Here is a 14,895-nt window from a genome sequence, read left to right as displayed (position 1 = left end):
CTTGTCACGCCATGAAACAAGGTCTTTCCCTTCGCACCTCGCAGCATCTGGCGCTCACGCCCCAGTTGCAACAATCCATTCGCTTGCTGCAGCTTTCCACCATGGAGCTCAGCAGCGAGGTGGATCAGATGCTCGACGAGAACCCGTTTTTGGAGCGTACGGCAGATGAGGCCGAGCGCGAGTCGTTTGGCTTGGCGCAGTCCGACACGCCGGTAACGGCGAACGACCGTGAGCTTGAGACTGCTACGTATTCAGGAGCTGATGACGCTTACCAGTCAAGGGCTACAAGCGAAAATAGTTCTGAAGAAAGCTCGGTGACCGCAGATGATGGCCCGAGTTGGGAGGGCGACGGCAGCGTTAGCCTGAGCCCAGATGATGGCGAGTGGGGCGGTGAAGCCCGCGCCAAAGGCAACAACCTCAGTGGCGACGACGAGATGGACGCCACCGAGTTGGCACGCAACCAGGAATCGCTGCAAAGCTTTTTGCACCGCCAGGCCTTGTCGTTGAGGCTGAGTGCAGAAGACAATGCCGCACTGCGGTTTTTGATCGAGTCGCTCAATGACGATGGCTACCTGGAAGACGACCTGGCTGATCTGGCGCGTGGTCTGGCAGGTGATGATCTTGAGCAAATCGACGACCTGGTGCACCACTTCACGGTGGGCTTGCGCCTGCTGCAAAACCTGGAACCCACCGGGGTGGGCGCACGCGGTTTGGCCGAGTGTCTGAGCTTGCAGCTGAAAGCTCTCAAAAACAACCCCGACTTTGAAGCTGACACCGTGCGGGTGGCTTTGCGCATTTGCGCCCAACCCATGGACTTGCTGGCCCGGCGTGACATCAAGCATTTGGTGCCTTTGTGCGGCGCCAGCGACGCGCAAGTGCGCGCGGCCATCACCCTGATTGGCCGGCTGGAGCCCAAGCCGGGGCGGCGTTTTGTAGACGTGGAGCGCAACATCGTGGTACCCGATGTGCTGGTGGTGCCGGTCGGCCAAGCGGGCCAGGCCAAGTTTCAGGTGCGGTTGAACCCTGAGGTCATGCCGCGCCTGCGGGTGCATGACATTTACGCCAACGCTCTCAAAGGTCACAAAGCCGGCGGTAGCGATGCGTCCAACTTTGCGGCGTTGCAGCAGCGCTTGCAAGAGGCGCGCTGGTTCATCAAAAACATCCAGCAGCGGTTCGACACCATCCTGCGCGTCAGCACGGCCATTGTGGAGCGGCAAAAGAGCTTTTTTGTACATGGTGAACTGGCCATGCGCCCACTGGTATTGCGAGAAATTGCCGACGAGTTGGGCCTGCATGAGTCCACCATCAGCCGCGTCACCACGGCCAAATACATGGCGACACCGTTTGGCACCTTCGAGCTGAAGTATTTTTTTGGCTCAGGCCTGGGCACCGAGTCGGGCGGTAACGCGTCCAGCACGGCAGTGCGCGCCTTGATCAAGCAGTTTGTGAGCGCTGAAAGCCCAGCCAAGCCGCTCAGTGACAACCAGATTGCCGAGATGCTCAAAGAACAAGGCATTGAATGCGCCCGCCGCACCGTGGCGAAATACCGCGAAGGTCTGCGCATTGCGCCGGCTTCGCTAAGGAAATCACTTTGAACCAACTCCAACTTTTCTTACCCTGCGCCGCAGGCGTTGAGGACTACCTCGCCCCTGAGATTTTGCGCATCACAGGCCTGCCGCCCGGCTGCGTCACCAAGCAACGCGGCGGCGTGGCGGTGCGCACCTCGTTTGCGCAGGTCATGCTGCTCAACCTCTACAGCCGTCTGGCCCAGCGCGTGCTGGTTCTGCTCAGCTACACCGAATACCGGTCCGAGCAGGACTTGTACCGCGCTGCCAGCGAGGTGCCTTGGGAGCGTTGGTTCACCCCGCGTGAAAGCATCAAGGTCGAAATCACGGCGCAGCATTGCCCGCTGACTTCGTTGAATTTTGCCGCCCTCAAAGTCAAGGACGCGGTGTGTGATCGCTTTCGCGCGGTCGCCAATGGCGTGCGTCCGGATGTCAACACCCAGTGGCCCGATGTGCGCATTTACACCCACCTGACCACCGACAGTTGCTCGATCTACATCGACACCTCGGGCGAGCCATTGTTCAAGCGCGGTTGGCGCGAAGACAAGGGCGATGCGCCCCTGAAGGAAACCCTGGCCGCTGCCATGCTGGCTGCCACCGGCTGGTTTGAAGGTGAAGACGACCTGTTGCCACTGTACGACCCCTGTTGCGGCAGTGGCACCATCGTCATTGAGGCCGCGCAAATGGCTTGCAACATTGCCGCCGGTAGCCGCCGGCGCTTTGCTTTTGAGAAGTATGTGCCGTTTCGCCGGGCCGACTGGGATGCTATTAAGAAGGAAGCTGCTGACGCTGAGGTGGTAAGGCCTGCAGGCCAAAAACCCATCATATTCGCAAGCGACGTGGCGCACCGCATGGTGGACTTTGCACAGCGCAATGCCGAACGCGCGGGCGTGGCCGACGTGATCGAGTTTCGTGGCGGCGACGCCTTGCAGCGCATGCCACCGGTTGACGTGAGTGAGACCGGCGGTGGCGTGATGGTGCTGAACCCGCCTTATGGCGAGCGCATTGACGTGGCCGGCGTGGCCCGTACCGGCCGCTTTGAGCGCGCACCACAGCGCGGCGCACCGGCGGGCGAAGCACGGCTTTTGGCTGCCAGCTACGAAGATGACAGCACTGACGACAGTGCAGCGAGCGCACAGCAGGGTCGTTTTGGCGCCCGCGAATTGCCGCAAACAGACAACGGCGGCGAGTTTTTCAACCAACTGGCCAGCCACTGGAAGAAAAACTATTCCGGCTGGACCGCCTGGATCCTCACGCCCGACCTAAAGCTGCCCGGCAAGATGCGTCTCAAAGAAACCCGCCGCGTGCCGATGTGGAACGGTCCGATCGAATGCCGCCTGTTCCGCTTTGACATGGTGGCCGGAAAAATGGCTGAGAAAGGCGGGTCTGGAAAATCCGGGCCTGAGCCATCGTGAGCGTCATGGCCGTGCGCTCTGACCCCCAAGTCGCAGCCCCGGTTGTCCTTGACACCAACATCGTGCTGGATGCCTTTGTGTTTGGTGACCCGGCCACCGTTCCTTTGAAACAGGCGCTGGCCTCAGACCAGTTGCAGTGGATCGCCACCAAAACCATGCGCGACGAGCTGGAGCGGGTGCTGACCTACCCCAAAATCGTGCTGCGCATGGCGTTCTACCAGGTCAGCGCCGCGCATGTGCTGGCGCAATTTGACGGACAGGCCACCCTGGTAGACACCGCCGCCAAAGCCACCCTGACCTGCAAAGACCCCGATGACCAGAAGTTCATCGACCTCGCCGTCAAGCACCAGGCTTTGCTGCTGAGCAAGGATAACGCTGTTCTTTGTATGAAAAAACGGCTTCTAGCCCAAGAAGTGCGAGCGCAAGTAGCTATTTATTAAGTAGCATTGGAGGTGACTGTAGTTGCTTGTTCACGGTGTGCCTGGCAAGTTTGAAAAACCGTACAGTCGCTCCGGCGGCAAGCGTTTTAGCAAGGCCAAGTCGCTGTGGGTTCCTGTGATGGCAAATTCTGCTTGTGCGGTGTCACGGCGCACGGTGCGGCTGACCGGTCGGCCAGCGGTATCGGTGATCACCGCGACGACAGGCGCCTTGGCATTGCCGGTGCGTTGCACCACAATGCCCAATTCGCCAGATGCCAGTTTCACGAAGTTACCTGGCGGGTAAATGCCGAATTCCTTGATGATGGCAGTTGATATCGGCCCGCCGTTGTCCTCGCGGTACAGCTGGCGCACGGCATCCTGAGGTGACAAGGCAGCACGCAAGGTTCGTGGGCTGATTTTTGCCATGAGCACGTCGCACACACGCAGGGCAATGGCCATGTCGCTGACAGCTGTGCAGTGGCTTGGGTAGCCGGAGCCATCTGCCCGTTCGTGGTGCTGCAGCACGGCGGTGAGCCAGTCGGCATCAGTCACCCCCAGTTTCTCCAACAGGTCAACGGCTTTCTGGGGATGCGCCTGAATGTCGGCCCGTTGCCGGTCTTTCATGGGCACATCTTGCGCTGCCATTTGCCCCTGCAGGTCAGAGATGCTCAGGTTCATGGTCAGCGCCGCTTTCAGCAGGCTCGTCACCTGAGCCGGTGCCCAGCGTAGGTGACGGCTGAGCAACACACACATCACGGCGGTGTGGATGGCGTGTGTGTAGCCGTAGTAGAAGAGCGGCTGGTTCTCCTGGCGCACCGCACGAAAAATGCCGATGTCCATATTGGAGTCAAGCAATTTCAGAATATGCCGAGCAAATTCGTCCAATTGCGACCCAAAGTCGGTTTTATGTTCAAGTTGGCTGAACAGGGTTCTCAGGGCTTCTGCAGTTTTTCCCCAAAGGCCAAAAAGGTTGGGTGGCGCAACCATTTGTTTTATCTGGACGGGAGCTTCGGTTTGCGCTTGTAGCCTGGCTTCTTCCACATCGACAAACGCACCGCGCTGCAACAATTGATCGAGCTGGCTCTCGGTGCTGACCACATGGCCTTTGCTCAGCAACAGGTTGCCTGCTTCATCACGAACATTCCACGTTAAGGGTGTCCCGAGAAGGACTTTGGCACGGGGCAATCGGATGAATTTCATGGTTTGGAATGTACGAAACTTTTTAGCCTTTGAATATAGGTGTGCGCGTACTTTTAATGGTGTCAGGGTGACGTGTGATCAACAAATCTGATGTCAGTCGGGTCAAGGTAAGTGAGGGTTGTTTTAGCATCCGGTTCTGGGTGTTCACCAGAAAGGCTCGCCAGAGCCTTTTGAAAGGGTGGTCTACCAACCCGAGTAACCAAGCGCAAGATACCCCGTGTCCTTGTAATTACCTAGCCGCCTTAAGCTGAGACAATCCGACGGTGTTACAAGTATTTATCATCACCTTTCCCTTCTTTGCCCTGGTGCTGTGCGGCTACTTGGCGGCACGCAGGCGCATGTTGCCGCTGGAAGCCATTCCGGGCTTGAACGGGTTTGTGCTGTTTTTTGCCCTGCCGTGCATGTTGTACCGCTTTGGCTCGTCCACGCCGATTGAGCAGTTGCTGGACGTGGGCGTGTTTGCCACCTGGCTGTTTTGTGCGCTGGTCATTGTGGGGTTCACGGTGGCCGTCAGTCTGAACCAGCGCATTGGCTGGAACGACGCCTCGTTTGGTGCGCTGGTGGCGGCGTTTCCCAATTCTGGTTTCATGGGAGTGCCGCTGCTGGTAGCGCTGCTGGGCGCACAGTCGGCCGGGCCGGTGATTTTGACCATGGTGATTGACATGATCGTCACCACCTCGCTGTGTATTGCGCTCTCAAGGCTGGATGGTGCCGACACACATGGTGCTGCCAAGGCCTTGAAAAACGCCCTGAAAGGTGTGCTGGCCAACCCCATGCCATGGGCGATTTTGCTGGGTGCGCTGGTGTCGGTGCTGGGCTGGGTGCCACCCAAGCCGGTGTCGCAGACGGTGGGTTTGCTGGCCGATGCCGCATCCCCGGTGGCGCTTTTTACCATCGGTGCGGTGTTGGCGCGTTCACAAATGCTCTCCAAATCAGGCCATGCCACAGCGCCACTGCTGCGTGACTATTTGCCAGTGGCGCTGTTCAAGCTTTTTTTGCACCCACTGTTGGTGCTGCTGGTGGGTGGTACGCTGATCAGCCAGGGCGTGCCTTTGTCACGCTTTGCGCTGACGGTGATGGTGCTCACGGCGGCGCTGCCGAGTGCCAGCAACGTGTCGTTGTTGGCCGAACGCTTTGGTGCAGACAACGGGCGCATTGCCCGCATCATTTTGGTGTCGACGGCGGCAGCGTTCATCACGTTTTCACTGGCAGTGTCGCTGCTGGTGTGATTCTGCCGAGTGGTGGCAACCCACCCCGGACCGCGCAGGCTTTGATTTAAGTCAATGCAGGGTTTTCCCGTAGACGTGTAATCAGCTTTGGAAAAATCCTCAGTGATTTCGTCTCAAAATTCCCAATTGAAAGAATGCAATGTCTGCCTGGTTGTCGTATACCGTTTTTGCTGTGGTGCTGGTGCTTGCCAGCACGGCTCTGTTTTTTTTCACCCTGACACGCGGGGCACTGGTCATGCGAGGTGTCATGGGGCGGCTCACGCACGACGCCGCACATGTGTACCCAATCTATTCCAACATGCGGCTGATTCGCCTGGTGGACTGGCAACCCGTCATTTCGGCCATTTTGCTGTTTCAGTACAGTCACCTGGTGTCCATCATCGCCCATGGCTTGCGCCGGGACGATCTGCAGGGCAAACAGGTGTTGATCACTTCGTGTGCCTTTGGCAATGTGATACCAAGGGTGGTGGACGCCGCGGTGGCGTCTGGCGCGCGCCAGGTGCTGATTGCCGACATCATTCAAAATGAACTTGACCATGCCAAGACCAAGCTGGCTGACCACGCGGGGCACATTGTTTACATGCGTGACAACGCCGTGGCCATGCAACAGCCTGATGCCTCAGTGCAAGCCAATGTGATGTTTTTTCTGCTGCATGAGTTGCCGCATCATTTGAAAATTGAGGCCTTAAACGAAGCCATGCGGGTGCTGGCGCCGGGTGGCAAGTTGTACCTGGGTGAGTTTCACCGCCCCAGTCCGTGGCTGTTGCGTGCCTTGAGTTGGACCTATTTCAAGGTGTTTGAACCCTACGGCCTGGCGCTGTGGGACAGCCATGACCCGGTGCTGCAATTGCAAGCCATGCCGGGCGTGACCTGTGAGCGACATACGGCATTCTTTGGCAACTTCCAGGTAATTGTGGCAACCAAGCCCGCCTGACCCCTTTCTTGCCAGGCACCGCGTTCAGATGTTGAGCGGGTCCACATCAATCGCCCAGCGCATCACACCCTTGCAATCGGGCAATTGGCGGGTGCTGTGCAACACGCCTTGCCAAGCCGTCAAAAACCGCTGCAGCGCGGCGCGTGACGGGCTTTCCACCAGCATCTGAGCACGCTCGATGTTGGCAATGCGGGCAATACTCATGGGCACAGCCGGATAGAGCGTCAGGTGGGCCAGCAGGGCTGCGGTGTCGCTTTGCTGAGCGGCTGCCTGGCTGGCCAGGTTTAAAAAACCTTGGGCAATTTCTTGTGTGCGTGCCTCGGCGCGCACCAGCGCCTGAAAGCTGAACGGTGGCATGGCCGCTTGCTGGCGCTCCTTGAGCTGCGAGGCCGCAAAGGCCGGGTAGTCATGTTTTTTTAAAGCCTCAAACAAGGGGTGTGTGGGGTGAAAGGTTTGCAGCCACATCTCACTGCTGCCCGCCACCGCCGAGTCGCGCCCGGCCCGGCCTGCAGCCTGCATCAGCAGGCTGAACAAGCGCTCAGGCGCCCGGAAATCGCTTGAAAACAAGGCGTTGTCCGGGTTGACGGCGGCCACCAGGGTGATGCGGCGAAAGTCGTGTCCCTTGGCGATCATTTGGGTGCCCACCAGCACATCGACCTCGCCCGTGTGCACTTGGGCCAGTTGCGATTCAAGGGCGCCTTTGAGGCGGGTGGTGTCGGCATCAATACGCACAATGCGCACTGGCTGGCCGTCGGGGCGCAGCACCCCTGTCAACAATTCGGCCAAGTGTTCCTCAAGGCGCTCGGTGCCGCGCCCGAGCGGCGCAATGTCAGGGTTGCCGCAGGCTGGGCAGGCGCGTGGCACGCGTTCAGAAAAACCGCAGTGGTGACAACGCAGTGTGCGGTCAATTTTGTGAAAGACGCGGTAGGCGCTGCAATTGGGGCACTCACTTTTCCAGTCGCAGTCGGTGCACTGCAGCACCGGGGCATAGCCGCGCCGGTTCAGGAACACCATGCTTTGTTCACCGCGGGCGATTCGCTCGGCAATCGCCGCCAGCAAGGGAGGCGAAATCACGCACGATTTGGCCTGGTGGTTCATGTCAACCCGGCGCACCAAGGGCAACTGGCCACTGCCAACGCGGCTGGGCATGTCCAGCCGCATATAGCGTCCGCCCTCTGCGGCTGGGCGGCTGTGGTGCCAGCTTTCCAGCGAGGGTGTGGCCGAGCCCAGCATGACTTTGGCGCCCTCCAGGCGGGCGCGGTAAATGGCCAGGTCACGCGCCGAGTAGCGGGCACCTTCGTTGCTTTTGTAGCTGGGGTCATGCTCCTCATCGACGATGATCAGTTTGAGTTGTGGCATGGATGCAAACACCGCCATGCGGGTGCCCAGCACAATGCGTGCGGCCCCGCTGTGCGCCGCCAGCCAACTGTTCAAGCGCTGTGCCGGGGTCATGCCGCTGTGCATCGACACCACGGTGTCTTCGCCATACAGCGCGCAAAAACGTGCCTTGAAGCGCTCTTCAAGCTGCGGCGTCAGGTTGATCTCGGGCACCATCACCAGCGCTTGGGCGTTGGGCGAATTGGCCAGCAACTCAGCCGTGCATTGCATAAACACCTCGGTTTTGCCGCTGCCGGTGGCGCCAAACAGCAGGAACGGCCCAGAATTTTGATGAAATTGACTTATAGCCCCTGTCTGCTCTGCGCTAAGCACTATTGAATAAATAGCACTTTGTGCTGCACTTAGCCCCTGTGCGAGCCCAGCAGAGGTGTCTTGCCGGTGTGCTGGGTTGCTTGGCACATGCGCCGCTTTGGCCAGCTTTTTCAGTTTGCGGGCCAGTTGCACACTGCTCATGTCGCGCAGCTGCGGCGGCAGGGCGGCCAAGGCCACTTCACCGGTAGCACGCTGGTAGTAGCTGGCAGCAAAGCTGATCAGGGCGCGCCAATTGGCGCTCAAAGGGGGTAGGGCGTCCAACGCAGCGGCAATGGGTCGCAATTTGGCCGGATCAAGCGGGCTAGTTGCGCCATCTTGTGGGGCGGTGTCCCAGACCACGCCCAGCAGTTCGCGTTGGCCCAGCGGCACGCGCACCAAGGTGCCTGGGGGCAGGGGGCTGTCGCTTAAATAGGTCAGCGCACCCGCCATTTGGCTGTAGGCCGGGGTATGCACCAGCACCGGTGTCAGGGTGCCCAGGCGCGGTGGCGTTTGCGTCATGTTGTTGAAGTGAACTTGCGGAAATGCCGTTAAGTGCTTGATTTTTAGGGGTTTTGTAAGTCATTCATGTTTTCTGTGGATAACTTTGTTGATAGATCGTCAACAAAGCCTGCGAAGCCTTGGAAATCAAGGCTTCGCTTAGCCTGCACAGAAAAAAGGCAATTTTAAAAACCTATATAAATCAAGCACTTGCTATCGCTATGGGTTTGCTAGCAAGTCCCATGGTCGACCAGAGGGTTATTGCTCTGCATCAACCATTTTGTGCATAAGTACAAAAGTATTTTCTCTTTTTGAACCTGAAAACAGCAAAAAAGTGCTAAGCCGTGGCACGTGCCCTAGCAAGCGCCGCGCATCAGTTTGGAGTGGCTGTGCACCGCCTGCACCAGCGCCGCGACATGTTCTGGCGGGGTGTACTGGCTGATGCCGTGGCCCAAATTGAAGATATGGGTCGGGCCTTCGCCGTCGCCAGTGTGCGGTGTGCCAAAGGCGTTGAGCACTTTCAGCACTTCGGCCTCGATTTGGGCGGGTTGGGCAAACAACACATTGGGGTCCAGGTTGCCCTGCAGGGCCTTGCTACCGCCCACAATGGCGCGGGCCTTGGTCAGATTGACTGTCCAATCCACGCCCAACGCGTTGCAGTCGAGTTGCTCCATCTCATCAAGCCACAGGCCGCCACCCTTGGTGAACACAATGCTGGGAATACGCGCACCGTCCCAGGTTTTATGCAGCTGCGCCAGCACCCGGCGTGTGTAAGCCAGGCTGAATTCCTGGAACGCGCCGTCGGCCAGCACGCCCCCCCAGCTGTCAAACACCATCACGGCTTGCGCACCGGCTTCAATCTGGGTGTTGAGGTAAAGCGCCACCGCATCGGCATTGATCTGCAACATCTTGTGCATCAGGTCAGGGCGGCTGTACATCATGGTCTTGACCAAGCGGTAGTCGTCAGAGCCTGCGCCTTCAACCATGTAGCAGGCCAATGTCCAGGGGCTGCCGCTGAAACCAATCAAGGGCACACGGCCGTTGAGCGCCTTGCGAATGGAGGTGACCGCATTGAACACGTACTGCAGCTTGGCCATGTCGGGCACCTCCAGCTTGGCAACGGCCGCTTCATCGCGCACGGGTGAAGCAAATTTGGGGCCTTCGCCCAGGGCAAATGACAGCCCTAGGCCCATGGCGTCTGGCACGGTCAGGATGTCGCTGAATAAAATGGCGGCATCAATCGGGAAGCGTTCCAGCGGCTGCAAGGTGACTTCGGTGGCGAAGTCGGTGTTGGTGGCCAGACCCATGAAGCTGCCGGCCTTGGCGCGCGTGGCGCGGTATTCAGGCAGAAAGCGCCCGGCTTGGCGCATCATCCAGATCGGCGTGTGGTCCGTGGCTTGGCGCAGGCAGGCGCGCAGGAATGTGTCGTTCTTGAGGGGCGCGTAGGAGGATGTGGAAATGTTCATGGCTTGATTATCGCAAGCCACGAGCCAGAGGCCATGCCACGCTGCATTGCGAGGCCCGTAGCGCTTATGTGAGACGGTTACGGCTTGGATGCAGCAGGCACGGGCGCTGCTACGGCAGCCGACGTAACTGCTTTGGGTGCCGCGGGGATGTGCATGGCGCCGTCCTCAAACGTGCCGTTATCGGCATCGCTGTGGCAGGCAGCACAATTGGTTTTGCTCTTGACCAGCGGGTTGGCCCAGTCGGACGCGGCGATTTCACGGTGCTTTTTGACCCAATAAGGCGTCTCGGTGACGCGCAAAGGCGTGTCTGTGGCGGCAATAGACTGCTCTATCTTATAGGCAGCTTCAACGGCGTGTTTTTCGGCGGCGTTGTCCACCATGAATTTCAAAATGGCATCGCTGGTGGCTTTGTCAAAGCCCAGATCGGTGCCGAAGTGCTTGTCTTGCTCGGTCATCATTTTTTGCCACGAACGTGCGGGCAACAGTGCGGGGTAAAACACGTTGTGACAGCTGCCACACTCGTCGCGCCACTGCGGGTTGTCGGGCAACTGTTTGCCGACAAATTTCACATGGGGCTCCTCAACCGTGCCGCTTTCCAGTCGGGTGTTCCAGGTTTGAGTGTCGATCTGCCTGTCAATCGCGTAGGTGAACCACCAGCCGCCAAAGCCCAGCATGGCCAACAGCATCAACACGGCCACCAACGGGCGCGCATTGGTTTTGGGCGTGCCAGCGTCGGCTTGTTTGAACCCCGTGACCATCGAGCGCGCCAGGTTTTCCTTGTGCAGAAGGCTTTCCACCACCACGCCGGTGATGTGGCCAATGACCACCACAAGCATGGCGATGGCGCCGAGTTCATGCAGCTCTTTCAGTATCCGCGCCTGGGCAAAGCTGAACCACCCCGCAGCCAGCCCTTGTTGTTCGTCACCGCCCAGGGTCAGAACGCCGGTCAGCCCCACCAACACAGACAGGCCCAACAAGATGTAAATCGCCAAGCTGCCTGTGGGGTTGTGCCCGACATGGCGTGGCGCACGGCCTTTTGCCACTTGTTTAAGGTATTCCAGAGCCGCTTTTGGGCCAAACCAGAAACTGGCAAAGCGCGAAAAATGTGAACCCACCAAGCCCCAGACCAATCGAAAGCCCACCAGCCCCAGCATCAAATAACCCACGAACACATGAACCGCGAGCCACGGATCGCTGTCGCTGGTGAGCCACGCCAGAGCAAAGCTGCTGGCCAGCGCCCAGTGAAATAGGCGGGTGGGCAGGTCCCAGATCAGGGTGGGTCGCATGGGGGAACTCTCTGGAAAAGGCCGGTGACTCAAATCAGAAACGCACGTGTTCAATCAGCCTATTTGGGGATGCGAATGCGATCTTCGTTGAAGTCGCCTTGAGCGGCAGCGCTGTGGCAAGCTGAGCAATTGGCGGGACTTTTGATCGATTCGCGCTTCCACACCGCCGGGTTGATCTCGCGGCTGTTGTGCTTGGATTTGAACCATTCGCTCTCGGTGATGCGCAGCGGGGCTGTGTTGGCGGTCCAGCGGTTGGAGCTGTACTTCACCAGGTAGTCGGTGATTTCTTTGGTGTCGGCGGTGGGCAGCGAGGCGTCGGTGCCAAAGTGTTTGTCCAGCCCGGTCATGACTTTTTTCCAAGAGGCGGCAGGTAGCAAGCCAGCTGGGTAGGCCATGTGGCAACCCGAGCATTCGGCCTGCATTTTGGCGTTGCTCGTGGATGGCATCACGGGTTTGCCACGGTCTTCACCGTTGTATTTGGCCTGGACGCCCAAAGAGGCTGCAGCCAGCACGGCCAGCAAAAGAGGTTTGAAAAATGTCATGGTGCGCTCCTTATTTGACCGACAACACATAAGTCATGAAGTCGCCTTTTTCCTGCGTGGTGCAGGCTCGGCCCAAAGCGTCGTTGCAATTGCGCTTGAACCACTTTTCAACCTGGGTCACGTCTGTGAAACGCTTAGGGTTGACGCTGGGGGCCATGGGGTCAATGACCTTGTTGGTCTTGGCGTGTTTGCCGACATTTTTGGGTGAGTCGGTATGGCACGACGCACAGGACAGTTGGTTGGGTCCCACGGTTTTGTACAGTTTTTCGCCTGCGGCGGCGGTGAACGTGCCTTTGATCTCTGCCTTGTAGCCATCCAGGATGGGGTTGGCTGCAGCGGCCAGTGGCAATGCGATGGCCAGGCAGGCCAGCAAGTGGGATGTGGAGCGTTTGGTGTGCATGCTTAACCTTTTTGTTAACGTGGTTGAAGCTTAAGGGGCGAGTCTTAAGGAAGTCTTAGCGGGCGTGGTTGTCGGAGATCGCGCGTAGCCATGCGGCGGTTGTCGGTCGCTGGCATAGGTAAATGTTCCTAGCTCGATGGACTGATCTTCCAATGTCGCAATGAGGTCAAACGGCATAAGCTGGACACCTGTCTGTCATGAAGGTGTCCCATGAATTTTCGATCTGTCTTGCGCCATCTGCGCGTCTATTTGCCAACGCTGTTGGCGCTGCTGAGCGCCTCTGCAATGGCGGCTTCTGATCCTCCCGCCGAGCAAATCAAGCGCGGTGAATACGTTGCCCGGCTGGGCGACTGTGTGGCGTGCCACACCGCAGCAAACGGCAAACCCATGGCAGGAGGTCTGGCACTTAGCAGCCCGTTTGGCGTGATTTACTCGACCAACATCACACCGGACGCCAGCACTGGCATCGGCAAGTACAGCTACGCCCAGTTTGATCAGGCCATGCGCAAGGGCGTGGCTGCCGATGGGCACAATCTTTACCCTGCCATGCCGTTTCCGTCGTATGCCAAGATAACAAGCGACGATATGCAAGCCCTCTTCGCCTACCTGCAGCACGGCGTGCCCCCCGTTCAGCAGGCCAACACGCCCAGCACCATGAAGTGGCCATTCAGCATGCGCTGGGGCTTGAGCCTGTGGAAAGCGGTGTTCCTGGACGATGAGGTGTTCAAGCCAGATTTGGCCAAATCAGCCTTATGGAATCGGGGTTCGTATCTTGCGCAAGGGCTGGGCCACTGCGGCTCCTGTCACACGCCGCGTGGCCTCGCCTTCCAGGAAAAAGCCATGGGTGATGCCGAGTCGTCTGGAAAACTCTATCTTTCGGGTTTTACCTTTGAAGCCTGGCATGCGGTCAACCTGCGTGACCTTTGGACCGTGCCTGAGACGGTGCGTTTTCTGAAAACCGGGCGCAACAGTTTTGGTGCGGCTTCTGGCAGCATGACGGAGGTGATTCAGCACAGCACGCAGTACTTTACCGATGCTGATCTGAATGCGCTGGCTGAGTATCTGAAATCCCTGCCTGCAGGTGATGCAGCCAATGGCCGTAAAGCGCCCGCAGTTGTCACGCAAGCCAGTGCGCAAGAGCTTTACAAAACGCGTGGCGGACTGGGCTATGTGCAGTTTTGTTCGACCTGCCACCGCCGTGACGGCCTGGGAGTGGGCGACATCTTTCCGCCATTGGCCCAAAATACTTCGGTTCAAGCCAAAGACGCCACCTCGGTGATCCACATCATGCTTAGCGGCTGGCAGTCTGCAGTGACACAAACCACGCCACGCGCCTTTGGCATGCCGGGCTACAGCAGCCTGGATGACCGCGAAATTGCCGAGATTGCCACATTCGTGCGCACCAAATGGGGAAACCAGGGTGAGCCGGTCAGCGTCGATCAGGTGCGCAAGATTCGTGATGAACTCAAGCTTAAGCCAGCTGAACCGTCAAAATTTGTCACACCACGATTTGCCGCACTGCTTGAGCGCCCGAATGCCGATCAACTTATTCAGGGCATGCGCCTGATGACACAAACCAAAGCCTTGTTGCCAGAGCATGTGGGCAATGAGTTGAATTGTTCCAGTTGCCACTTGAATGGCGGCACGGTGGCCAAAGGCTCGCCGTTTGTCGGCATCTCTGCTTTCTTTCCGTCGGAAGCGCCCCGGGCGGGTCGGGTGATTGATCTGGAAGACCGCATCAACGGCTGCTTTAAACGCTCCATGAACGGCAAACCGCTGGCCAAAACCTCAGCCGAGATGAAGGCCATGGTGGCTTACACCGACTGGATGCAAGGCAGTGTCAAGATGGGCGACAAGGTGCCCGGACGTGGCACCGAGAAGATTGACAAGACCCTGGTGGCCAACCCGGACAACGGCAAAAGGGTTTACGGCGACCAATGCGCCGTTTGCCATGGTCAGGATGGCCAGGGCATGAAGCAGGCGGACGGCAACGTCGCTTTCCCAGCCTTGTGGGGTGACGCCTCATTCAACATTGGGGCCGGCATGGCCAGAACCTACACCGCTGCGGCCTTCGTCAAGGCCAACATGGTGATGGGGCACGGCCAGAAGTTCCCGTTGGCGCAGGGTAACCTGAGCGATCAGGACGCGGTGGATGTGGCGCACTATTTCTCGCACATGCCGCGCCCGGATTTTGCTGGAAAAGCCAATGACTGGCCCAAAGGTGGCAAACCGGCAGATGCGCGTTATTAAGC

At 58.7% G+C, this 14,895-nt stretch carries 12 protein-coding genes; 6 read left to right on the top strand and 6 right to left on the bottom strand.

Features of this window, described 5'->3' with window-relative positions:
- Nucleotides 1–11: 11 nt before the first annotated feature.
- Genes rpoN through PHQ58_RS12030 form a run of 3 tightly spaced genes read left to right on the top strand, consistent with a single transcriptional unit; the run spans nucleotide 12 to nucleotide 3,420 of the window.
- Entirely contained in the window at nucleotides 12–1,595 is a 1,584-nt protein-coding gene (gene rpoN, locus PHQ58_RS12040; protein WP_300111261.1) for an RNA polymerase factor sigma-54, read from the top strand.
- Nucleotides 1,592–2,980, top strand: coding sequence for a class I SAM-dependent RNA methyltransferase (locus PHQ58_RS12035; protein ID WP_300111259.1), 1,389 nt, complete (start codon nucleotides 1,592–1,594; stop codon nucleotides 2,978–2,980). Before rpoN ends, PHQ58_RS12035 begins: the two co-directional genes overlap by 4 nt.
- A 5-nt stretch (nucleotides 2,981–2,985) precedes the next feature.
- Nucleotides 2,986–3,420: a putative toxin-antitoxin system toxin component, PIN family gene (locus PHQ58_RS12030; protein ID WP_300111352.1), complete on the top strand. Its 435-nt coding sequence runs from the start codon at nucleotides 2,986–2,988 to the stop codon at nucleotides 3,418–3,420.
- A gap of 30 nt (nucleotides 3,421–3,450) precedes the next feature.
- Here the strand turns inward: PHQ58_RS12030 and PHQ58_RS12025 are convergent, their stop codons facing one another.
- On the bottom strand, nucleotides 3,451–4,599 hold the full coding sequence (locus tag PHQ58_RS12025; RefSeq protein WP_300111257.1) for an HD domain-containing phosphohydrolase: 1,149 nt from the start codon (nucleotides 4,597–4,599) through the stop codon (nucleotides 3,451–3,453).
- A 263-nt stretch (nucleotides 4,600–4,862) separates the two neighbouring features.
- On the opposite strand from PHQ58_RS12025, the gene PHQ58_RS12020 reads away from it, so the two are divergent.
- The gene (locus PHQ58_RS12020) at nucleotides 4,863–5,828 is read left to right on the top strand and encodes an AEC family transporter (protein WP_300111255.1); all 966 of its coding nucleotides are present in this window, start codon (nucleotides 4,863–4,865) and stop codon (nucleotides 5,826–5,828) included.
- Nucleotides 5,829–5,967: 139 nt separating this feature from the next.
- Nucleotides 5,968–6,762 (top strand): class I SAM-dependent methyltransferase, encoded by a 795-nt coding sequence (locus PHQ58_RS12015; protein ID WP_300111253.1) that lies wholly within the window; start codon nucleotides 5,968–5,970, stop codon nucleotides 6,760–6,762.
- 24 nt (nucleotides 6,763–6,786) lie between these two features.
- Here PHQ58_RS12015 and priA read toward each other — a convergent pair whose 3' ends face one another.
- The 5 genes from priA to PHQ58_RS11990 all read right to left on the bottom strand — a co-directional run bounded on the left by priA (nucleotide 6,787) and on the right by PHQ58_RS11990 (nucleotide 12,643).
- Nucleotides 6,787–8,970 (bottom strand): primosomal protein N', encoded by a 2,184-nt coding sequence (priA, locus tag PHQ58_RS12010; protein WP_300111251.1) that lies wholly within the window; start codon nucleotides 8,968–8,970, stop codon nucleotides 6,787–6,789.
- A gap of 335 nt (nucleotides 8,971–9,305) precedes the next feature.
- Nucleotides 9,306–10,415 (bottom strand): uroporphyrinogen decarboxylase, encoded by a 1,110-nt coding sequence (gene hemE / locus PHQ58_RS12005; protein ID WP_300111249.1) that lies wholly within the window; start codon nucleotides 10,413–10,415, stop codon nucleotides 9,306–9,308.
- Between the two features lie 77 nt (nucleotides 10,416–10,492).
- Nucleotides 10,493–11,701, bottom strand: coding sequence for a cytochrome b/b6 domain-containing protein (locus tag PHQ58_RS12000; protein ID WP_300111247.1), 1,209 nt, complete (start codon nucleotides 11,699–11,701; stop codon nucleotides 10,493–10,495).
- Nucleotides 11,702–11,760: 59 nt separating this feature from the next.
- Nucleotides 11,761–12,243 carry a diheme cytochrome c gene (locus PHQ58_RS11995; RefSeq protein WP_300111245.1) on the bottom strand — a complete coding sequence of 161 codons (483 nt, stop codon included), beginning with the start codon at nucleotides 12,241–12,243 and terminating at the stop codon, nucleotides 11,761–11,763.
- A gap of 10 nt (nucleotides 12,244–12,253) precedes the next feature.
- Nucleotides 12,254–12,643 (bottom strand): DUF1924 domain-containing protein, encoded by a 390-nt coding sequence (locus PHQ58_RS11990; protein ID WP_300111243.1) that lies wholly within the window; start codon nucleotides 12,641–12,643, stop codon nucleotides 12,254–12,256.
- A 210-nt stretch (nucleotides 12,644–12,853) separates the two neighbouring features.
- Between PHQ58_RS11990 and PHQ58_RS11985 the strand changes: the two genes are divergently transcribed.
- Nucleotides 12,854–14,893, top strand: coding sequence for a c-type cytochrome (locus PHQ58_RS11985; protein ID WP_300111241.1), 2,040 nt, complete (start codon nucleotides 12,854–12,856; stop codon nucleotides 14,891–14,893).
- Nucleotides 14,894–14,895 lie beyond the last annotated feature (2 nt).

Origin of the sequence: Rhodoferax sp. (assembly GCF_028688795.1) — a bacterium.
In the GTDB taxonomy this organism is placed as follows: domain Bacteria; phylum Pseudomonadota; class Gammaproteobacteria; order Burkholderiales; family Burkholderiaceae_C; genus Rhodoferax.
This window is presented reverse-complemented; position numbering and strand designations above follow the sequence as displayed.